Source organism: Vibrio sp. PBL-C16 (assembly GCF_034321865.1).
GTDB lineage: Bacteria > Pseudomonadota > Gammaproteobacteria > Enterobacterales > Vibrionaceae > Vibrio > Vibrio alginolyticus.
This window is the reverse complement of record NZ_JAXLNY010000001.1, coordinates 1624075-1644808: the sequence shown is the minus strand read 5'-3', so window position 1 is coordinate 1644808 and position 20734 is coordinate 1624075. Positions and strand designations below refer to the sequence as shown.

The window sequence follows — 20734 nt, the reverse complement described above, 5'->3', positions numbered from 1 at the left end:
ATAAAACATGGCAAAACTTACCCTTCAAGAACAAATGCTGAAAGCTGGCTTAGTTAATGAAAAGAAACTAAAGAAAGCGAAGAAAGGCTCTAAAAAATCACGCGTTCAAGCACGCGAAGTAAAAGCGGCGGTTGAAGAGAATAAACGCCAACAGTTAGAGCGTGATAAACAATTGAGCGAGCAACAAAATGCTGAGCGATTAAATAAAGAGATCAAAGCGCAGATCAATCAATTGATTGAGATGAACAAGATCGACTTAAAAGATGGCGACATCAAATACAACTTCACTCACGGTACGCTAGTGAAATCACTTTATGTAGATTCACTTATCCGCGAGCAGTTGATCAAAGGTATTTTGGCAATCGCAATTGTTGGTGAAAGCTATGTTGTCATTCCACGTGGAGTAGCGAATAAAATTACTCAACGTGATGAGTCCGTAATCATCGAACAAAAAGAACCTGAATCGGACATTCCAGCAGAAGACGATCCATACGCAGATTTCGTCGTGCCTGACGATTTGATGTGGTAACAATAAATTAATCGATACATCAACGAAAAGAGCCGCTAATGTAACATCAGCGGCTTTTTTTATAGAAAAATAATCTACAGAGATGATGTTTTGTTATTGCTTACTTAGAAGCAAATTCGCACCTGATGCAGCTAAAAACAACGAACATCCGCGATTGAAACGTTTCGCCATTTTTGGATTTGAAAACCAGTGTCTCAAGTACAAACCAAAGATGGCATAGATTGAAATGGCGACCATTTCTAATATCAAAAACGTCGAGCCAAGGGCAAAAAACTGCTCTTGAACGTTGGCATTGGCATCAACAAATTGCGGCAAGAATGCAGTAAAAATAAGAATCGCTTTCGGGTTGCCAGCAGCAAGCGTAAATTCTTGCTTCGCAAGTCCTGCGTAATTGCGCGAATTGTCCAAGTCAGAGATCGGACTGGACTCTGAACGCCAAAGGTTGAACGCAATCCACAGTAGATACAGCGCCCCTACCAGCTTTATTGCCAAAAATAGCATTTCTGACGTATACAAAATCACAGCCAGACCTGATGCAGACAACGCAATCATTGCTGAAAAAGCGGCAATTCTGCCTAAACTGGCCGTAAACGCGGCCCTAAAGCCGTAACAACGCGCATTATTCATTGCCAATAAATTGTTTGGGCCTGGAGCCATATTTAGAGCGAAGCAAGCAGGAATAAAAAGGAGAAGCTGCCAAATATCCATAATAAAATGGTCTTAGTGAGTGATATTGATCGGTACCCTAACATCTGTTAATAAAGTGAGTAAACCACAAACCGATCTTAAAGCAACTCAGCATCAAATCGTGCCGTGCGAGCTTGAACTAACGTGCAGTTCGTTTCAGCCATCAGCTCCGCTAAGGTGATGTTTGGGTTTTGTCTCACCAAACGTATCAACTTCACGTCCAAAGGTTCCAATTTGTCTTGGTGAGCAAGTAGAGCTTGTTCGATTTTGTTGATCGCAAATCGCATCGTCTCTGCTTCTTCGTTTTTGAGATGCTCTAAAAACGCTTTTACATCCAAAGCCTCGCCCGAGATTTGCCAGTGACGAGATCGTCTAATTCGCTTAAGATCGCACTGTTTTTCTGCTGCGAGTGTTTTCGCTCGCTTGGCATGGTCGCCCCCAATACGGTGAATCAAGGATGGGAGCGAAATCGTAATCTTCGTCTCTTTCATGGCCTTTTCTTTCATCGTCTCAGCCCTCAACCACCGACACATTCTCGCCAACCCAAGCCAACAACTGTTTTGCCGCTTTGGATAACACCTGATTTTGACGCACGATGTAGCCGAAATCAGTGTTTGGAAAACTTGGCAAAGGCGTAACTTCACGAGAAAGCTTTAATCTCGGATCGAGCGAGAAATCCGGCACAATAGCAGTCCCAAACCCCGCTTCCGCCCAGTCGATTTGTGCTTCCACACTGCCCACTTCCATCACGCGATGCTTAGGCAGATTTAGTTCAGGTAAAGACGCATCAATCAGCTCTCGGGTTCGAGTATCGTGCCCTAGCAGGATCAGCGTCTGGCTCTCTTTTCGATTGTCTTGCCACTCAAAAATGTTATCGCCAAACGCACACCAGTGAATCTGCGTGAGAGGCGTAAAATGCAGCGGTTGACTCTCTTTTTGTGCGATAACAAAGCCGATATCGGCACGCGCACTTTTCACCAAATCCACCGCTTGAGAAGATGTGGTGTTGAACAATGCCAAGTCGATCCCCGGATATTCACTTTTGAATTGCTGAAATGGTTTGATAAGCAGTAAACGTGAAACAATATCGCTCGCCGCAATAGAAAGCGTCCCCTGCGTAAGATCGTTGATGGCATTGAGATCTGACTGACAAATTTGCAGCTCATTGAGCATCCGCTGCGCCGTAGCTAACAAACGCTTCCCCGCTTGCGTCAACTGCACGGGATTTCGCTCAATCAATTTCGTGCGCGTGGCTTGCTCCAACTGCTTGATATGCAAACTTACGTTCGGCTGCGTCATGTGCAGTTCCGTCGCTGTTTTACCAAAGTGTTTTACCTCTGCAAGAGTTACGAAGGTTCGCAGCCAGTTCAAATCTAACATTGCCAATTCCGATATGAAATTCTTATCAAGTTAATGAGTATAATTAATTTCTCTTATTATGGCGAACACCTTAAGATTTTTGCATCTGTTTTTGGAGATTAAATTATGTCGTCTATCGTTGTTGTGGGTGCAAACTGGGGTGATGAAGGCAAAGGCCGCATCGTTGACTTTTTGGCAGAGCAAGCTTCTGCGAGCATTCGTTTCCAAGGTGGTAACAACGCGGGTCACACCGTGGTTAACGATCTAGGTACGTTTAAGCTGCACCAGCTACCAAGTGGCGTATTCAACCCAGACTGTTTGGCAGTGTTAGGTCCGGGTATGGTTATCAGCCCTGCGTTGCTGTCTCAGGAGATTGCGGAAGTTGAAGAAGCGGGCGTAAAAGTGAATATGTGCATCTCTGATCGCGCAACACTGTGTCTACCTCTACACGCACTAGAAGATACGCTAGAAGAACAACGTTTAGGCGACAAAGCATACGGTTCAACTCGTCAAGGTATTGCACCTGCGTACGGTGACCGCGTAATGAAGAAAGGCATCCTAGTTGGTTGGTTAAAGCAACCAGAAGTATTGGTTGAGCGCCTTCAATTCATGATGGATTGGAAACTGCCGCAACTGCGTGCACTTTACCCGACGTTCGAGTTTGAACAAACCGCTGAAGAACTGGCGAACTGGCTGCTAGAAGTCTCTGCACCTTGGCGCAATTCAATTTGCAACGTAACGCTTCCTCTAAAAGAACTACAAGCGAAAGACAAAACTCTATTGTTCGAAGCGCAGCTTGGCGCGGGTCGTGACCTTGTTTACGGTGAGTACCCTTGGACAACATCTTCTAACGTTGTATCAATGTACGCGGGTATCGGTAGTGGCCTTCCGGCACTTCGTCCTGAACGCGTTATTGCGGTTGCAAAAGCCTTCAGCTCATCAGTGGGTACTGGTACGTTGATCACTGCAATGGAAGAGCAAGACGCTTTCCGCGAACTTGCTGGCGAGTTCGGTGCAACTACGGGTCGTCCACGCGACATGGGCTACTTCGACGCAGTCGCTACGAAAAATGGCGTTGAACTGCAAGCCGCAACTGAAATTGCACTAACGAAAGTAGACTGTTTGACTGGCCTTAACGATCTGAAAATCTGTGTTGGCTACGAAGGCGACCACAGCGAAAACCCAATCTGGCCTCAAACTGCCTCTCTTGCGCCAATCTACGAGAAGATGGAAAGCTGGAGCGAGGACATCACAGGTTGTCGTAAGTTTGAAGAGCTTCCAGTAGCAGCACAGAAATACGTTCTACGCATTGAGGAACTCATGGGCGTACCAGTAAAAATGGTGTCTGTGGGTCCTGGTCGTGAACAAATGATTATGCGATAAGATGTGAATTAACACATCATTGGCAAGCGGCTTTTATCTGTTCCGGGGTAAAGCCGCTTTTTTTTACACTGTAAACTTTGAAAAATTGCACGGCTAAATTCATGTTTAGTAACCTCATCACGAGACTCCTACCTCCTTTATTTATAAATCAATAAATTATAGGGCTTAACACGTTGTGCACGTTACTAGCACATCTCACTTGTTAAAGAAGCACGTCAATTAGGTTAACTGGTTGATTTGATATTCTTTAAGTGATTAGTTGATCACGATCTTCATCTGCAATTTGTTGAACTAGTACTCAAAAAATCTAACCCGCTGTTTTTAGGATAGATGAGTTCCCCAACATCCAACCTAACAGCAGGTGATTCCCATGACGAAAAATCTTTTCCGCCTCAGTACGATAACCCTTGGTTTGTGCCTTAGTTCTTTGTCTTTCGCGCAATCCGATCTTCCGAACATTAAAATTCTTGCCACTGGCGGCACCATAGCAGGCGCAGGTCAATCTGCAACAGAGTCAAACTACACAGCAGGTAAAGTCGGCGTTGAATCATTGATTTCTGCGGTGCCGAGTATGACCAACATTGCCGATATTTCTGGAGAGCAAGTGGTCAGTATCGGTTCACAAGATATGAATGATGAAGTGTGGCTAAAATTATCGAAAAGAGTTAATGAGCTACTCGCTCAAGATGATGTTGACGGCATCGTCATTACTCATGGTACGGATACGTTAGAGGAAACCGCTTACTTCCTTGATCTGACCGTCAAGAGCAAAAAGCCTGTCGTGATCGTCGGTGCAATGCGTCCTTCCACCGCAATGAGTGCTGATGGACCAGTCAACTTATACAATGCAGTCGTAACAGCCACCGATGAAGATTCAGAAGGACGTGGCGTGCTAGTCGCAATGAATGACACGATTTTCGATGCGCGAGATGTGACAAAAACCAATACAACCTCCGTCAGCACTTTCCAGTCACCCAACTTTGGTGCTATCGGCTACATTCATAATAGCGATGCCAAATATCAACGAAGCCCAGAGCGTAAACATACGACAGAAACCCCATTCGATGTATCAAAGCTTACTAAGTTGCCTAAGGTCGGTATTGTTTATAACTATGCAAATGCCTCCAATTTGCCAGTGAAAGCCTTTGTGGATGCGAAGTTTGACGGCATCGTAAGTGCTGGTGTCGGTAATGGTAACTTGTACCACACTGTGTTTGATGAGCTAGAGAAAGCGAGTAAAGATGGCGTTGTTGTTGTAAGAAGCTCCCGAACGCCTAGCGGCTCAACCACTTTGGATGCTGAAATTGATGACGAAAAATACGGCTTTGTTGCCGCTGGTACATTGAACCCACAAAAAGCACGTATCTTACTGATGCTGTCACTGACTCAGACCAAAAACTATCAAGACATCCAAAAGATGTTCCAATACTATTAATTCTGTCTAAGGTTCATTCGATAGAGGAGGTACACACCTTACCTCCTCTTACACATAGCGACATAAGCGTCTCTTGTTAGCCAAACAAGCGACGCTTCATTCCTGCTTTTTCCAGAATACGCGTAGTAATTTCCTCAACAGACAGAGAGGACGTATTGATATATGGGATCGCCTCTCTTCTAAACAACGCCTCAACAGTGTCTAGCTCCAGCTTGCACTGCTCTGTGCTAGCGTAATCACTTCCAGACAAACGATTTTCACGGATTTCAGTCAAGCGCTCGGGATCGATAGTCAGCCCAAACAACTTATGACGATGGATCTCAAACTCAGGCAACAAACGCATCATCTTCACATCTTCCGCAATGAACGGATAGTTCACAACACGTAAACCAAATTGCATCGCCATGTACAAGCTAGTCGGCGTTTTTCCGCTGCGCGATACTCCCAGCAGGATAATATCGGCTTGTTCCAACCCTTTTAGCGTGATGCCATCATCATGCGCCAATGTGTATTCAATAGCCGCAATACGGTCAAAATAGGTGTCGGAATCTTTCCCCACACTGCGAGAACGCTGCAACTTAGGCTTTGGTGCCATCTGAATGTCGTCTTGCACTTTCTGCACAATACTCTCCAACACATCGTAACTGTATGCCGGCGCTTCAAGCAGCATTTCACGTACTTCTGGAACGACAATTGAGAAAAAGACCAGAGGTTTGACGCCATTGCGCTGGTAGGAAGTTTCAATTTCTTTGACTACGTCAGTAGCTTTGTCCTGGCTTTCTACGAACGGAAAGGTTTTTTCGTTAGGAATGAACGGAAATTGACCGAGAACAACATGCCCTAATGTCTCACATGTTATCGCCGTACCGTCAGAAACATAGAATACATCACGACTTTGGTTATTTATTTGCATTTCTGTTTAATTTTTCAAAATCTTTTGAGTAGGATGGTACACATAATATTAATAAATCAGTTTGGCTTTCAGTTAGGTTCACCACAGCTTTAAAAATTCTTTTGAATTTTTTTCAGCCAGAACGTAATCGTTTGCCTTTGATATCAATCTAAATGAAGCAATGTATGGTCAACGTGTAATAACAGCCAACATGCGATTGTTTAGATCGATTTAAGTCCCCCTACTAAGCTGCAATGTTTCTGGAGAAAGACATGCAAAAGAACACCCTCTGGTTCAATGGCCTATCCATGGATGATGTCGACAAAGTCGGCGGTAAGAATGCTTCACTTGGCGAAATGGTTTCTAACCTAGCAAACGCAGGCGTTTCTGTACCAAATGGTTTTGCGACAACCTCATACGCGTTTAACCAATTCCTTGACCACGAAGGTTTGGATGAGCGTATTCACCAATTACTCGATGAACTAGACGTTGAAGATGTAGAAGCTCTGCGTAAGACAGGTGCAAACATTCGTCAATGGGTATTAGAGGCCCCTTTCCCTGCGGACCTTGAACAAGAAATTCGTGAAAACTACCAAGAACTGATCGAAGGCAATCCTGAGCTTTCAGTCGCAGTTCGTTCATCTGCTACGGCAGAAGACCTACCTGATGCTTCTTTTGCTGGTCAGCAAGAAACGTTTTTGAACGTGAAAGGCATCGACGCAGTACTAGAAGCAACTAAGCACGTTTACGCTTCTCTATTTAACGACCGTGCGATTTCTTACCGCGTTCACCAAGGGTTCGACCACCGTGGCATCTCGCTATCTGCGGGTATCCAACGTATGGTGCGTTCAGATAAAGCCTCGTCGGGTGTTATGTTTACACTAGACACTGAATCGGGTTTCGACCAAGTTGTCTTCATCACCTCTTCATGGGGTCTAGGCGAGATGGTCGTTCAAGGTGCAGTAAACCCTGACGAGTTCTACGTTCACAAGCCAATGCTTGAAGCAGGCGAACACCCAATCGTTAAGAAAACATTTGGTTCTAAGTTGATCAAAATGATCTACTCAGATAACCAAGAAATCGGCAAACAAGTTGATATCGTTGATACTTCTGATGAAGAGCGCAACACGTTCTCATTGAACGACGACGAGATCAAAGAGCTCGCAAAACAAGCAATGATCATCGAAAAGCACTATCAGCGTCCAATGGACATTGAATGGGCAAAAGATGGCATTGATGGCAAGCTGTACATTGTTCAAGCGCGTCCTGAAACCGTATGTTCACAAACGGAACAAAACGTGATTGAGCGCTACGAGCTACAAAACAAAGCGGATGTTTTGGTTGAAGGTCGTGCAATCGGTCAGCGCATCGGTAAAGGCGTGGTTCGCTTGGTTGACTCTCTGGACCAAATGTCTTTAGTCCAAGAAGGTGACGTGCTAGTTACAGACATGACTGACCCAGATTGGGAACCAGTGATGAAAAAAGCATCTGCAATCGTAACCAACCGTGGTGGCCGTACTTGCCACGCTGCCATCATCGCTCGTGAGCTTGGTATTCCTGCAATCGTTGGCTGTGGCGATGCGACAAGCAAGTTAACCGATGGCGCAACCGTGACCGTATCTTGTTCAGAAGGTGAAACGGGCTACGTTTACCAAGGTGAACTTGAGTTTGACGTAAAACGCTCTTCTGTTGATGAACTGCCACTGCTACCAACAAAAGTGATGATGAACGTGGGTAACCCTGATCGCGCGTTTGACTTCGCACAAATTCCAAATGAAGGTGTTGGTCTTGCTCGTCTTGAATTCATCATCAATAAGATGATTGGTATCCACCCGAAAGCATTACTTAACTTTGATGCACAAAGCGATGAGCTAAAAGCAGAAATCACTCAGCGTATTCGTGGTTACAAAGATCCTATCGATTTCTACGTAAGCAAGCTGACAGAAGGTATCGCAACCATTGCTGCGGCATTTTGGCCGAAACGCGTTATTGTTCGTATGTCTGACTTTAAGTCTAACGAATACAGCAACTTGGTTGGCGGTAAAGCATACGAACCGCATGAAGAAAACCCAATGCTTGGCTTCCGTGGCGCGTCTCGTTACATTTCTCCAGTGTTTGAAGACTGCTTCGAGCTAGAAACTCAAGCAATCAAACGCGTTCGTAACGAAATGGGTCTGAAAAACGTTGAAATCATGATCCCATTTGTTCGTACACCAAGCGAAGCAGCATCAGTGATTGATTTGCTAGCGAAGTTTGATCTGCGCCGTGGCGATCAGGGTCTTAAAGTCATCATGATGTGCGAACTGCCATCCAACGCGGTCCTTGCCGATGAGTTCTTAAAGTACTTTGATGGCTTCTCGATTGGCTCAAACGACATGACTCAGCTAACGCTTGGACTTGATCGTGACTCTGGCGATGTTGCACATCTATTTGATGAGCGTAACCCAGCGGTTAAGGTGATGCTTCAGATGGCGATTGATGCAGCAACAAAAGCAGGCAAATACGTTGGTATTTGTGGTCAAGGCCCATCAGACCACGACGACTTAGCGGAATGGCTAATGGATCAAGGTATTAGCTCTGTATCACTAAACCCAGATACGGTTATCGATACTTGGTTAAAACTCGGTAAAGTTAGCAGCAAGTAACACACGATAAACTCTAGCCCTCACACACCCCTTGTGAGGGCTTTGTTATTCACACGTCATTTCACAATCAGTTCGTGATTCCTCTCTCAAGTTCGTCATTTAGTCAATTTCATTATCAAAGTCTGATGACCTAAAATGAATGGTATATCGATAACTCCAGAGAGAATTTGATGAAAAAGCCTATCGCACTCCTTACTACATTTATGCTCCTGGCATCCCCTGCTTATGCCGATTGGGATGAAATTTCCAATAAAATGTCTGAGCTTGGCGACGCAGTTTCTGATACTGCACAAGATGCTTGGGACGATACCAAAGCGTTTTCAAAACAAGCGTGGCAAGATTTCACGAACTGGTCCGAGGAAGCGATCAATACCGCAGGCGAATGGACAGAAGCCAGCATCGAGAAGAGCAAAGAATGGATAGATGCTGCCGACAAAAAAATTGATGAGCTGATGGAAGGCGATACGCCAGAAGAAGCTCGCCAAGCCGTGGACTTAATGGCAGATAGCGCTTTGCTCAAGTTATTTAATGAAAAGCCGGAGGCAAAAGCTATTTACGACAACGCGTACGGCTACGCGGTCTTTGATTCTCGTAAATTATCTTTGCTGTTTCACACCAACTCAGGGTCAGGAGTCGCAGTGAATAAGGAAACAGAAGAACGCACTTATATGAATATGTTTGGTTTGGGCGTTGCACTTGGGGCTGGCGGCAAATTTTACCAACAAGTGGTTCTGTTTGAGAGCAAAGAAGACTTTGATACGTTCGTCAACGAAGGATGGGAGGCCACAAGTGAAGCCTCTGCTGTTGCGGGCGAAGATTCAGAGCAACTTTCAAAACAATTTAACAGCGGCGTCGCCGTCTATCAGTTGAACGCTAAAGGTTTGCTCATCGATGCTAACGTGTCTGGTTCTAAATATTGGGTTAACGAAGAGCTCACTAACTCGCAGTAATGCATAGCAACTAATCGCTTAAATAAAACCGTTGTTATGCACCCTTATCAATAAGTTAACGGGGATATGATTCCTCAAAACTGAGCACTTACGCAACTTTCTCTATGGAAGTCACCAGAAGATGGCGACTTCCCTTTCTCGTTGGATTGCTTTTGGTTATGCTTGCGCAAAACCACCTGCAATTCGGTATCCCATGCCTGACAATAACTTTAATAATCTGCTAGCAGAAGCAATTTCTGCTCTTAACACGCCTAACTTTACTCCTAAACTTATGCGTGTCATTCGCACTCTTTTTCATTTTGATTGCGCAGTTATTTTAGGTTACCGAGAAGGTAAACATCCTATTTATCTCTACGACTCAATTGAGAACGAGCGAGAGTTACTTTTTCAACGCTACCTTACTGACTCATTTCAAAATGACCCTTTTTTTCTCAAACTAAACGAGACAAAGCAACAAGGCGTATTTACGCTCAAAGACGTGGCGCGTAAAGGCGTTGACTTCACCTCATACTGCGAGCAGTTCTATCATCAAACAGGGTGGAAAGACGAGCTTAGCATGCTAGTCGAAGTTGAATCTGGCCGTTGGGTCATGCTGTACTTCGGATATATGACTGATGGAAAATACTTTTCTCAGCAACAAATCAATAAGCTAAAGCCCTATTTCCCGATAATTCAGTCGCTTTGTCAGCAGCATTGGAAACAAACGGAATTTACCTTTTCTGAGCCTGTTTTTGCACAGAGTGCTTATTCTGGCAGTATGCGATTAGCCATTGAGCAAGCTTTAGCAACGTTTGGCGTAGAATCACTCACCCGTCGCGAACAAGAGGTAGCTTCGCTTCTCGCTCAAGGGTTTGACACAAAAGAAATTGCCGCGCGGTTACACTTAGTTCAAGGCACGGTCAAAAATCATCGAAAGCGAATTTACTCGCAATTAAATGTGTCTTCATTGAGTGAGTTATTCCAGCTTTTCCTCAATCACCTCATTCTCCATTCAAGATAAAAAACTGTCCCTTAAGGGATATATCGAGAAAAGGTGTCGCGTTTTAGTCTGAATGTAACAACCACTAAAACAGACAAAAAGAATGACGACACCATTACTGCAAGATTTACAAGATCGCGGCTTGATTGCACAAGCCAGCGATTTGGAAGAAATTCAGACACTTCTCTCACAGCCACAAACCGTTTACTGCGGCTTCGATCCTACAGCTGGCAGCTTACATATCGGCCACCTCGTGCCTTTGATTATGCTTAAGCGCTTTCAAGATGCCGGACACCAAGCTGTTGCCTTGATTGGCGGTGCAACGGGCATGATTGGCGACCCAAGCTTTAAAGCGACTGAGCGCAGTCTGAACTCAGAAGAAATCGTCTCAGGCTGGGTTAACGATCTTTCTAATCAAATTCAGCAGTTGATGAACCACCAACTGACCAAGCCGATGATCATGGTGAACAATGCTGACTGGATGAAAGCGATCAATGTGATCGACTTCTTTCGCGATGTGGGTAAGCACTTCTCGATCAATACTATGGTCAACCGAGAATCGGTAAAACAACGCCTGCAACGACCTGACCAAGGTATCTCCTTCACCGAATTTAGCTACGCCCTACTGCAATCGTACGATTTTTCCGAGCTAAACCGTCGATACGGTTGCCGTTTGCAAATCGGTGGCAATGACCAATGGGGAAACATCGTCAGCGGGATCGATTTAACTCGCCGTCAAAATGGTGAGCAAGTATTTGGCTTAACTCTGCCGCTGATCACCAAATCCGATGGTACCAAATTTGGCAAAACCGAAGGCGGTGCAGTATGGCTAGATCCTAGCAAAACCTCTCCTTACGCGTTCTACCAGTTCTGGCTTGGCGCAGAAGACGCAGACGTTTACCACTTCTTGCGTTACTACACATTCTTGAGCTGCGAAGAAATTGCCAGCATTGAAGCGCAAGACCAAGCAAGCCAAGGTAAGCCACAAGCACAACGTATCCTCGCTGAGGAAATGACGCGATTTGTTCATGGCGAAGAAGGCCTAGCTAGCGCCGAGCGCATCACTCAAGCTTTATTCAGCGGTAATGTGCAACAACTGAGTTTGGGTGAATTAAAACAATTGGAGTTGGATGGTTTACCAAGCATTGAGAGCGCACAACAAGATTTGGTTGAGCTGTTGATTGAGTCGGGTTTAGCAAGTTCGAAGCGTGTTGCACGCGAACACATCAGCAACAACGCCATCAGTGTAAACGGTGAAAAAGTGGCGGCTGATAACCCAAGTTTGAGCTTCCCACTGTTTGATCAATATTGGTTACTGCAACGCGGTAAAAAGCACTTCTGCCTCGTGAAGCGTGCCGCGTAGTAACACTCGAAGTACAAAGCCCATAAAAAATTCCCCTCACCGCTTTCGTGATGAGGGGAATTCAAATTTGAACGATTTTAAGCCTAACAATAGGCAAAGGCGTTGCTTATTGCGTTCTTAAACGTTGCCAGTACTTTTCGTAAATCGCTAACGTTTCTGCGCCAACATCATTAATAAACTCGCCTTTTTTCATGTCTTCTGATGAAGGGAAAATAGTACGGTTATTTTTCAACTCTTCTGGCAATTTGTCACGCCCAGCGTTCGTTGCCGACGCATAACCCAAACTGGTCACGATTTCCGCTTGGTTCTCTGATTGGTACATAAAGTTAATAAATTTATGCGCCAATGCTTTGTTTTTACTGCCAGACGGAATAGTGAAGTTGTCCATCCATAATACCGCGCCCTCTTCCGGCATCACGAACTTCAGCTCAGGCATTTCAACCTGTCCTTGGAATGCGTTGCCGTTCCATTGCATGCCGACCGATGTTTCACCGGACACGTAAGGGACTTGCGGCGCATCTGAGTTATACAGTAATACGTTGTTTTTCAGCGCAACTAGAGAATCAAAAGCCTGTTCGATTTCAGCTTCGTCTTTTGTGTTCACGCTATGGCCATTTTTCTTCAGCGCCATACCGAACACGTCGCGGACGTCATCAATCAACATAACTTGTTGTTCGTATTGCGACTCCCATAAGTCAGCCCATTTTTTCACTGGTTGCTCAACCATGGATTCGTTGTAGCTGATCCCGGTAATGCCCCAAATATAAGGCAGAGAGTAATCATTTTTCGGATCGTGCGCTTGGCCAAGTAAACCGTCCATTGTGTCTTGCATGTTTGGCACTTGAGCGTGATCTATTTTCGAAAGCAGCCCTTCTCGACCCATTTTTTCAATGAAGTACGCAGAAGCAAAAACCACATCGTAGCCAGAACCTTTTAGCAATTTCAGCTTAGTGTACATTGATTCATTATTCTCAAATGTCGAATAATTAATCGTAACGCCTTCTTGTTTTTCAAACGCTTTTAACGATGCTTCCGGCAAATAGCCACCCCATGCATAAACGTTCAACGTTTTGCTATCTGCATGAGCAAACATGCTGAGCACAAGAGCACTCAGCCCCAATCCTTTGATGATTAATTTCATGGTATGCAATCCAACCAGTCCAGCGACGCGCTGGGATTCGGGTGCATAATTAGGTAATTGTTACCCAATTGAAAGAAAATTTAATTAATCTTTAACAGCAAAAATATTTATCGAATTTATAAAATTAACGCATGTTTTTAATATCGACTGTGCATACCAAAATGATGAGACATTCCATCTTCCATTCGGCCGCCTTTCCAGCCACCAGAGCCGAGTAAATTAAGCACATCTTGAGCGGTATAGTCGGCACCAGAAAAGAAATCATGCGCCACGTCTGAGCGTATTGCTTGCAACTCTGGTTGATTTTCCAAATCAAGCTCTTGCGGATCCGCATATAATGCTAACGCAATTTTTTGTTGGCACGCGCTTAACTCACTGGTGCTCGTCTTTACCTGACCAACCGAAAAATACTCACGACTGCCGTATCCCACCACCAATCTGGTACTCATTAGTTTAATCACTTTCTTAATGCGACGACGTTGTATAAATCTCAACATGTTTTGTTATTCCTGTATTAAGTTGGCTATGGTCGTATTCTTTTGTTCGAATTAAAACACTCTGTTTTATCCGCGAAATTTCTCTAGCGCTTTTCGCGATGATCGGTTGTATAATACGATCCTGAAATATTTTGTTACGTTACCTCGGTAACCCCTGAGACTGCAACATGAACAACAGCAGATGGGTCGGCTTTATAGGCGGCACGATTGTCTTACTTAGTACCTTTATCCTCTTCGGATCTTCCGTCCACGCTGCTTGGTACCGAATCCCTGCGGAAGCCATTCATGGTATCGCCTTCACTTTGGCTTTTGGTTTAGGGTTAAACAGCCTGCTGGCGTACGCGACGGCAGTGATTACTCTTGCTGCACTATTCTACATTGGCTTTGTCGTTAGCTATCGGGTCCATCAGAAACTTAAATAGCCTTCTGTCTCAACCTGAGCTTAAAAGGGAGCAAACGCTCCCTTTTTAGTTATCAGCATGTAGATGTTCTATGCCCGCTTTAATCATTAAGGTGGCATACCCTCAACGACTGCTGCATACCTGAAACATCATCACCTAAATACTCAACCGTCATTGGAACCTTGGCCAACAGAGTAAAACTAGAGTCACTGAACCTTCCATCAGCGTCACTCTCCAAATGAACAAAAAACGCAGGCTTATCCGCAATCAATGTAATTCGCCTCCCTTCAATAGAGACACCTATATTGGCTTTCGCTATCGGCAAGGTTTTTAGCTCGTGAGTACTAAACCATGTGTTGCTTATTCTGTCTTCACCGATTTGCGCTTCAACATAGAAGAAGCCTGACGTAAGTTCATCCTTCTCGATCAATTCATCCAACTGCCACAAAATCGTATTGCTGTCTGCTATGACTGTTTGTTCTAAGCTCCAACATTGCTTTTCTTCCCCTTGCCAATCTACCCACTTAAGCAGTGCGTTGACGCTTGCGGATTCTTTGGCATCATTGAGCAAATGTAGGCTCAACTTGCCTGTATGCTCGGAAAATACCAAATACTGTGGCGCAAAAAATCGCTTCGCATGGTAGTGCAACTGCTTCCATCGACCACTGTATTCCAAACTAGACCAAGAACTGACAGGCCAATTGTCGTTGAGTTGCCAGTACAGCATGCCGCGACAAACTGGAGAAATGGCACGCCAATGATCGCATGCAGTTTTGATCGCGATTGCCTGCTGAACTTGACTTAAATACAGCATGCTCTCGAATCCAGAGGGAAAACGAAAATAGCGCGTGAACATCTCTGTGATAATACTATTACCTCGAGGGTTCTTCTGATGTTGTTCGAAAGTTGGGGATGTAATATTCCAGTCTTGCTCAGGGACAAACCGCTTAACTTCAGCAAAAGATGGCCAAGATTGAAAACCAAACTCAGAGCAAAAACGAGGATTCACGTCAAGGTAGGCACTGAATGATTTTCCTGAATGCCAAACGTCCCAAAAGTGCATATCGCCTTTACTATCATCATGCCACGCATCACCGAAATCCAGTTCACCATTACATGGGGAACTTGGCCAGAAACGGCGAGTGCTATCTTGCTCGGTAATCTCCTTCTCAATCATGCGGTTGAGGCGATCGTAGTTAACCGTGTATTTGACTTTACTGCGCTTAGATTCGTCATACCAACCAATAGCTCCAATCACTTCATTGTCACCACACCAAAGTGCGATTGATGGGTGCTCCTTGAGCCTCGGGATTTGGAATCTAAGTTCTTCTTCTACCTCTTTTAAAAACTCGTCGTTTGATGGGTACAACGAGCAGGCGAACATCATGTCTTGCCACACCAACAAGCCAAGTTCATCACAAAGGTTATAAAAGATTTCACTCTCGTACTGACCACCGCCCCATACGCGAATCATGTTCATGTTGGCGTCAACCGCACTTTGCAAAAGGTTGCGATAACGTGTTTCGCACTCTCGCCCCGGCATTGCGTCAATAGGGATCCAGTTGGCACCTTTAGCATTAATCGGTACGCCATTGACGATAAATTCCATTGCAGAGCCGTGCTCATCAGCTTGATTATTTAGAGTTAGCTGACGCAAACCAATGTTGTGCGTTAACTTTTGCTCTCTGCAAGAAATGGTAATGGGATAGAGATACGCTTCGCCATAACCCGATGGCCACCAGCGTTGAGGCTCCAAAATGTGGAACTGGCAATGATAGTGACCACTTCCTTTTGTTTGAATACATTGACGCTCACCATTAAATTCAACCATCATTCCATGGCGTTGACTGTCCGTTTCCACTTCAACTACTACATCAAGAAACACACTTCCATCGGCTTGCCATTGCTGCTCTGTCGAGAAGCCTTTGAGCCAAAGCTCATTCACAATGTCGATTTGAATGGGGTCGTAAATACCCGATACCATCAAGCAAATGCCCCAGTCCCATCCGGAATGGCATTGTGTTTTGCGGATCAAGTTCATGTGTGGAATTTGGTTGTTGCCGATTGCCGATGGAATAGGAAATGGCAGTTTTTTTGCTCTTGCGATACCTTCTAAATCCACCCGAGCAAACTCAACCCGAATCGTGTTAGTACCTTGCTTTAAATGCGGTTTAATATCCACACGTTGCTGGGTAAACATGTTGCTGCAAGTTAGTGCTAACTCACCATTAACATAGAAGGTTGCCAAGGTATCGACACGAGTTAACGTCATCCAAATTTGTTTGGCAGACAACGTAAACGCGTCGACGTCAAACTCACGTGAGATATGCCACTCACACTCTTCAATCCATCGAACTTTGTTTTCATTATCGGCAAAATAAGGATCTGGAATCTGCTCTGCTTGTAAAAGCGCCGACACATTATCGCCCGGAATAAACATTGGAATTTCAAGATCGGGACGCTGTGGCGAGGTAAGCATCCACTGCCCGTTAAGTTCGAAGTGAGCCATCGAGTTAAACCTTAGCTTGGGAAAAACATGTTTTCTCAATGTAATCCTGACAATCCCATGCAAAAACAAGGGAAATGTTAATTACATACGAAATGCGGTGCATTTCACGTAAAAACTCTTTCTTTTGATCTCTACCCAAAAATCAGCAACTTGGCTAACCTGTTAAAAATTAATCGAAATCTAAGGTTATATTTGCAACTTCGACATGTTAACATCATCGGCTTTTTGAACATCCTCACACTTTTCGTTGAAACGATGTGAGGGGAAATGCACGGCTTCATAGCCCTAAAAAGCGAAGTAATTATGTCAAATATGACGAATGCCGCCTCCCACACAGCGCCTATTCAGGATGCTGACTATTCTGCTATTCATCCCCCATCTTTACTCAAGCGCCTCGAACTCACCAATCCTGTCTTTTGGTTAAGTGGTAGCTTCCTCACTCTATTCGTTTTACTTGCTCTAACGAATACCGACTCTCTAACCGCAATGGTTAACACCGGCTTCGGCTTTGCTACTAAATATTTCGGAGCTTACTGGCAAGTACTGCTTCTTCTGAATTTCCTAATTGGTTTGGCTCTTGCGTTTGGTCGCACTGGTTATGTGCGCCTAGGTGGTCTAGCGAAACCTGATATTGATAACTTTAAGTGGTTGTCAATCGTACTCTGTACTCTACTTGCAGGTGGTGGTGTGTTCTGGGCCGCTGCTGAGCCTATCGCGCACTTTGTGACTGCTCCGCCTCTATACGGGGAAGCCTCACCGAAAACTGCCGCAATCAATGCCCTATCTCAGTCTTTTATGCACTGGGGCTTCTTAGCTTGGGCGATCCTTGGTGGTCTATCTTCCATTGTCTTAATGCACTTGCATTACGATAAAGGCCTGCCTCTTAAACCGCGTACTCTGCTTTACCCTGTGTTTGGTGATAAAGCCATTAAAGGCTGGATTGGTGATGTTGCTGACGCATGTAGCATCATTGCAGTAGCAGCAGGAACCATTGGTCCTATCGGCTTCTTAGGTTTACAAATTAGCTACGCGCTAAACTCATTGTTTGGCCTGCCAGATACGTTCGTAACGCAAAGTATGGTTATTATGGCTGCGATCCTGATGTATACCCTTTCCGCACTGAGCGGTTTGAGCAAGGGTATTCAAATCGTCAGTCGTTACAACATCATTTTGTCTGTACTATTAATTGGTTACATCCTGTTCTTCGGGCCGACAAGCTTTATCGTTGATGGCTACGTGCAAGGCGTTGGTCGTATGGTGGATAACTTCTTCCCTATGGCACTTTACCGTGGTGATACAGGCTGGCTAAGTTGGTGGACAGTATTCTTCTGGGGTTGGTTTATCGGTTATGGCCCAATGATGGCGATCTTTATTGCTCGTATCTCTCGTGGTCGTACAATTCGCCAATTAATCATGTCTATTAGCATCGCGGCACCGCTGATTACTTGCTTCTGGTTTAGTATCGTTGGTGGCAGTGGCCTTGCGTTTGAACTTGATAACCCTGGTTTGATTTCATCTGCGTTTGAAGGCTTTAACTTGCCTGCAGCACTGCTAGCGATTACTGGTGAATTACCTTACCCAATGATCATTTCGGTTCTTTTCCTGATCTTAACGACAACATTTATCGTGACGACGGGTGACTCGATGACTTACACAATCAGTGTAGTGATGACGGGCTCAACAGAACCAAACGCAGTGATTCGCTCGTTCTGGGGGCTGATTATGGGTATTGTCGCTATTGCGCTTATCTCAATGGGCTCTGGTGGTATTTCTGCATTGCAGTCTTTCATTGTGATTACCGCCGTACCTGTGTCTTTCATTTTGCTGCCAAGCATTTGGAAAGCACCCGGCATTGCAAGCAGAATGGCGAAAGAGCAAGGCCTCGTTTAAACCGCCTCTCTAACCAATATGCGAAAAAGAGCCCTTCATTGGGCTCTTTTTAATTCTGCGCTTTATCCTACGCTATCAATGCGAATCATCACTGCGTCTGGACGCCAATACTCGAATTCGCAGTCCATTAAATGCCCATCTTGTTTGTAGTTTACCCGCCGAATTTTCAGAACGGGTTGTCCTTCAACTAGGTTCAACGCCTTAGCGACATGAGCAGGAGCTGACGTGGGAATCACATCAAAACGAGAGCGCTTTGTCTCGTAACCATACTTCTCACGATAAATGCCCGTCAGGGACATGGTGAGGTTCTCAGACAATATACCCTCAAACAGTGCCGCTTTGAGCACGTTCTCAACAAACAATACCGCTCGCCCATCAATAAAACGTAACCGTTCAATTACATAAATTGGGGTAATTCGCTCCACCTCTAACGATTTGGCATACTCACCTGCGGCCATTTCACTTCGCACGTTGAGTAACTTAGTTTCTGCAATACGATGCTGCTCTCGAATCATCTGATGGAAGTGAGAACGAGACAACGGGTTGTAACAGATACGCTCAGGAGATACATACCAACCCCGGCGCTCTTCTCGATAAATAAGACCTTCCGTTTCCAAAGACACCAACGCATCTTTGATAGTGATTCGAGTTGTAGAAAACAGCTCACTGAGCTCTCTCTCTGACGGCAGTTTTTGTCCTTCCGACATGATGCCGGAAAGAATCTGCTGTTTTAAGCTGCTTCTAATTTTTCCTAATTGGGTACCAAATTGTCCGGTGCCTGTCGCTCTCATTCTGATCTAGTCCAAGGATAATTTGACGAATAACATAAGGCGTTTACGTAACAAAAATATGACATTAATCAACAGAACACATACTGAACGTATGAAATATAAGTGCCATATAAAATCAGCAAAACTGTCAAATTACTTGCGCTAAATCGTCACATTCCATCCATAGCATACAAAGCGAACTTACTGACCTAGTCCAGAAGGATGGAGACAATGAAAACTTTGCTAAGTCGTTCAATTACCGCACCAGCGGCAATCATTGCGGTAACGCTCTCTACGCCAACAGTAGCGAAAGAAGCCGATATTGAATCTTTGGTAGTAGCAGCACAAAAAGAAGGGGCGGTTTACAGTGTGGGTATGCCTGACAGTTGGGCAAACTGGAAAGACACTTGGGCTGATTTAAAGTCAAATTACAACCTTAAGCACCAAGACACGGATATGAGCTCGGCTCAAGAAATCGCAAAATTCGAAGCTGAGAAAAAAAACGCGACCGCAGACATTGGTGACGTAGGCTTTGCCTTCGCACGTGTAGCGGTTAAAAAAGGCGTCACTCAGCCATATAAACCAACAACTTGGAATGACATCCCAGATTGGGCAAAAGACGAAGATGGTCATTGGGCACTTGCTTACACTGGCACTATTTCTTTTATCTCCAACAATAACCTCGTAAAAGACGCGCCAAAAACGTGGGATGACCTATTAAAAGGCGACTACAAAGTGACCGTAGGTGACGTAGGCGTAGCAGCACAGGCAAACAACGCGGTTCTCGCCGCAGCGTTCGCCAACGGTGGAGACGAATCCAACCTCAAGCCTGCGCTCAAATTCTTTTCTGAACTCGCGAAGCAAGGTCGTCTTTCATTTACCGATCCGAACATCGCCAACCTAGAAAAAGGCGAAGTGGAAGTGGCGATCATGTGGGACTTCAATGCATTGAACTACCGCGACAAAATTGACCGCGACCGCTTTACAGTGAGCATTCCTCAAGATGGCTCTGTGATTTCTGGTTATACAACCATAATCAATAAATACGCGAAGAACCCTAATGCAGCAAAGCTTGCTCGTGAATACATCTTCAGCGATCAAGGGCAAATTAACTTAGCAGAAGGTTATGCGCGTCCAATCCGCACCAACATCACACTGCCTCAAGCAGTGCAAGACAAGCTAATTGCTAATGACCAATACAGCAATGTTCACCCAGTGACTGACTTCTCAGCTTGGGAAAAGTCCGCACGTAAGCTGCCACGTCAATGGCAAGAAAGTGTCTTAATCCACCAGCAATAAGAGTA

Annotated in this window: 18 protein-coding genes; 10 read left to right on the top strand and 8 right to left on the bottom strand. The window is 44.9% G+C overall.

The window, feature by feature from the left end; genetic code table 11:
- Nucleotides 1-7: 7 nt before the first annotated feature.
- Nucleotides 8-529 (top strand): DUF2058 domain-containing protein, encoded by a 522-nt coding sequence (locus UQW94_RS07200; RefSeq protein ID WP_054574550.1) that lies wholly within the window; start codon nt 8-10, stop codon nt 527-529.
- 93 nt (nt 530-622) lie between these two features.
- On the opposite strand, the gene UQW94_RS07195 is transcribed toward UQW94_RS07200, so the two are convergent.
- From UQW94_RS07195 to UQW94_RS07185, 3 genes are all read right to left on the bottom strand, one after another.
- Nucleotides 623-1237: a LysE family translocator gene (locus UQW94_RS07195; RefSeq protein WP_017633575.1), complete on the bottom strand. Its 615-nt coding sequence runs from the start codon at nt 1235-1237 to the stop codon at nt 623-625.
- Nucleotides 1238-1314: 77 nt separating this feature from the next.
- On the bottom strand, nt 1315-1707 hold the full coding sequence (locus UQW94_RS07190; protein ID WP_017819813.1) for a ribosome recycling factor family protein: 393 nt from the start codon (nt 1705-1707) through the stop codon (nt 1315-1317).
- 19 nt (nt 1708-1726) lie between these two features.
- A complete protein-coding gene (locus UQW94_RS07185) occupies nt 1727-2596 on the bottom strand; it encodes a LysR family transcriptional regulator (RefSeq protein ID WP_005373812.1) in 870 nt (289 codons plus the stop codon).
- Nucleotides 2597-2701: 105 nt separating this feature from the next.
- Here UQW94_RS07185 and UQW94_RS07180 point away from each other — a divergent pair, with 105 nt between their 5' ends.
- Complete coding sequence (locus UQW94_RS07180) at nt 2702-3958, top strand: adenylosuccinate synthase (protein WP_054574549.1); 1257 nt, start codon at nt 2702-2704, stop codon at nt 3956-3958.
- Between the two features lie 370 nt (nt 3959-4328).
- Nucleotides 4329-5393 (top strand): L-asparaginase 2, encoded by a 1065-nt coding sequence (gene ansB / locus UQW94_RS07175; RefSeq protein WP_053304594.1) that lies wholly within the window; start codon nt 4329-4331, stop codon nt 5391-5393.
- A gap of 76 nt (nt 5394-5469) precedes the next feature.
- Here ansB and UQW94_RS07170 read toward each other — a convergent pair whose 3' ends face one another.
- Nucleotides 5470-6306: a pyruvate, water dikinase regulatory protein gene (locus UQW94_RS07170; RefSeq protein ID WP_005373820.1), complete on the bottom strand. Its 837-nt coding sequence runs from the start codon at nt 6304-6306 to the stop codon at nt 5470-5472.
- Between the two features lie 251 nt (nt 6307-6557).
- Between UQW94_RS07170 and ppsA the strand changes: the two genes are divergently transcribed.
- The 4 genes from ppsA (at nt 6558) to tyrS (ending at nt 12222) form a co-directional block, all read left to right on the top strand.
- The gene (ppsA, locus tag UQW94_RS07165; RefSeq protein WP_005373822.1) at nt 6558-8930 is read left to right on the top strand and encodes a phosphoenolpyruvate synthase; all 2373 of its coding nucleotides are present in this window, start codon (nt 6558-6560) and stop codon (nt 8928-8930) included.
- 170 nt (nt 8931-9100) lie between these two features.
- Complete coding sequence (locus UQW94_RS07160) at nt 9101-9880, top strand: hypothetical protein (RefSeq protein ID WP_104976261.1); 780 nt, start codon at nt 9101-9103, stop codon at nt 9878-9880.
- Between the two features lie 193 nt (nt 9881-10073).
- On the top strand, nt 10074-10880 hold the full coding sequence (locus tag UQW94_RS07155; RefSeq protein WP_021707696.1) for a response regulator transcription factor: 807 nt from the start codon (nt 10074-10076) through the stop codon (nt 10878-10880).
- An 82-nt stretch (nt 10881-10962) separates the two neighbouring features.
- Nucleotides 10963-12222, top strand: a complete 1260-nt coding sequence (gene tyrS / locus UQW94_RS07150; protein WP_322142140.1) for a tyrosine--tRNA ligase — start codon at nt 10963-10965, stop codon at nt 12220-12222.
- A 106-nt stretch (nt 12223-12328) separates the two neighbouring features.
- On the opposite strand, the gene UQW94_RS07145 is transcribed toward tyrS, so the two are convergent.
- Nucleotides 12329-13363 carry an ABC transporter substrate-binding protein gene (locus tag UQW94_RS07145; RefSeq protein WP_005387081.1) on the bottom strand — a complete coding sequence of 345 codons (1035 nt, stop codon included), beginning with the start codon at nt 13361-13363 and terminating at the stop codon, nt 12329-12331.
- Nucleotides 13364-13500: 137 nt separating this feature from the next.
- Nucleotides 13501-13860, bottom strand: a complete 360-nt coding sequence (locus UQW94_RS07140; RefSeq protein ID WP_322142139.1) for a DUF6559 family protein — start codon at nt 13858-13860, stop codon at nt 13501-13503.
- A 167-nt stretch (nt 13861-14027) separates the two neighbouring features.
- On the opposite strand from UQW94_RS07140, the gene UQW94_RS07135 reads away from it, so the two are divergent.
- Entirely contained in the window at nt 14028-14282 is a 255-nt protein-coding gene (locus UQW94_RS07135) for a hypothetical protein (RefSeq protein ID WP_005387084.1), read from the top strand.
- A 79-nt stretch (nt 14283-14361) separates the two neighbouring features.
- Here the strand turns inward: UQW94_RS07135 and UQW94_RS07130 are convergent, their stop codons facing one another.
- Nucleotides 14362-16770: a beta-mannosidase gene (locus UQW94_RS07130; RefSeq protein WP_322142138.1), complete on the bottom strand. Its 2409-nt coding sequence runs from the start codon at nt 16768-16770 to the stop codon at nt 14362-14364.
- 303 nt (nt 16771-17073) lie between these two features.
- Between UQW94_RS07130 and UQW94_RS07125 the strand changes: the two genes are divergently transcribed.
- Nucleotides 17074-18660, top strand: coding sequence for a BCCT family transporter (locus UQW94_RS07125; RefSeq protein ID WP_005373846.1), 1587 nt, complete (start codon nt 17074-17076; stop codon nt 18658-18660).
- Between the two features lie 62 nt (nt 18661-18722).
- Here UQW94_RS07125 and UQW94_RS07120 read toward each other — a convergent pair whose 3' ends face one another.
- Nucleotides 18723-19451, bottom strand: coding sequence for a UTRA domain-containing protein (locus UQW94_RS07120; protein WP_115386502.1), 729 nt, complete (start codon nt 19449-19451; stop codon nt 18723-18725).
- Nucleotides 19452-19661: 210 nt separating this feature from the next.
- On the opposite strand from UQW94_RS07120, the gene UQW94_RS07115 reads away from it, so the two are divergent.
- Complete coding sequence (locus UQW94_RS07115) at nt 19662-20729, top strand: ABC transporter substrate-binding protein (RefSeq protein WP_239939088.1); 1068 nt, start codon at nt 19662-19664, stop codon at nt 20727-20729.
- Nucleotides 20730-20734 lie beyond the last annotated feature (5 nt).

Excerpts from the sequence above, each read along its gene's own strand:
- tyrS (WP_322142140.1), top strand. The coding sequence starts at position 10,963 with ATGACGACACCATTACTGCAAGATTTACAAGATCGCGGCTTGATTGCA.
- UQW94_RS07200 (WP_054574550.1), top strand. The coding sequence starts at position 8 with ATGGCAAAACTTACCCTTCAAGAACAAATGCTGAAAGCTGGCTTAGTT.
- UQW94_RS07145 (WP_005387081.1), bottom strand. The coding sequence starts at position 13,363 with ATGAAATTAATCATCAAAGGATTGGGGCTGAGTGCTCTTGTGCTCAGC.
- UQW94_RS07180 (WP_054574549.1), top strand. The coding sequence starts at position 2,702 with ATGTCGTCTATCGTTGTTGTGGGTGCAAACTGGGGTGATGAAGGCAAA.
- UQW94_RS07120 (WP_115386502.1), bottom strand. The coding sequence starts at position 19,451 with ATGAGAGCGACAGGCACCGGACAATTTGGTACCCAATTAGGAAAAATT.
- ppsA (WP_005373822.1), top strand. The coding sequence starts at position 6,558 with ATGCAAAAGAACACCCTCTGGTTCAATGGCCTATCCATGGATGATGTC.
- UQW94_RS07185 (WP_005373812.1), bottom strand. The coding sequence starts at position 2,596 with ATGTTAGATTTGAACTGGCTGCGAACCTTCGTAACTCTTGCAGAGGTA.
- UQW94_RS07160 (WP_104976261.1), top strand. The coding sequence starts at position 9,101 with ATGAAAAAGCCTATCGCACTCCTTACTACATTTATGCTCCTGGCATCC.
- UQW94_RS07125 (WP_005373846.1), top strand. The coding sequence starts at position 17,074 with ATGTCAAATATGACGAATGCCGCCTCCCACACAGCGCCTATTCAGGAT.
- UQW94_RS07115 (WP_239939088.1), top strand. The coding sequence starts at position 19,662 with ATGAAAACTTTGCTAAGTCGTTCAATTACCGCACCAGCGGCAATCATT.
- UQW94_RS07170 (WP_005373820.1), bottom strand. The coding sequence starts at position 6,306 with ATGCAAATAAATAACCAAAGTCGTGATGTATTCTATGTTTCTGACGGT.
- UQW94_RS07135 (WP_005387084.1), top strand. The coding sequence starts at position 14,028 with ATGAACAACAGCAGATGGGTCGGCTTTATAGGCGGCACGATTGTCTTA.
- UQW94_RS07130 (WP_322142138.1), bottom strand. The coding sequence starts at position 16,770 with ATGGCTCACTTCGAACTTAACGGGCAGTGGATGCTTACCTCGCCACAG.
- UQW94_RS07155 (WP_021707696.1), top strand. The coding sequence starts at position 10,074 with ATGCCTGACAATAACTTTAATAATCTGCTAGCAGAAGCAATTTCTGCT.
- UQW94_RS07195 (WP_017633575.1), bottom strand. The coding sequence starts at position 1,237 with ATGGATATTTGGCAGCTTCTCCTTTTTATTCCTGCTTGCTTCGCTCTA.
- UQW94_RS07190 (WP_017819813.1), bottom strand. The coding sequence starts at position 1,707 with ATGAAAGAGACGAAGATTACGATTTCGCTCCCATCCTTGATTCACCGT.
- ansB (WP_053304594.1), top strand. The coding sequence starts at position 4,329 with ATGACGAAAAATCTTTTCCGCCTCAGTACGATAACCCTTGGTTTGTGC.
- UQW94_RS07140 (WP_322142139.1), bottom strand. The coding sequence starts at position 13,860 with ATGTTGAGATTTATACAACGTCGTCGCATTAAGAAAGTGATTAAACTA.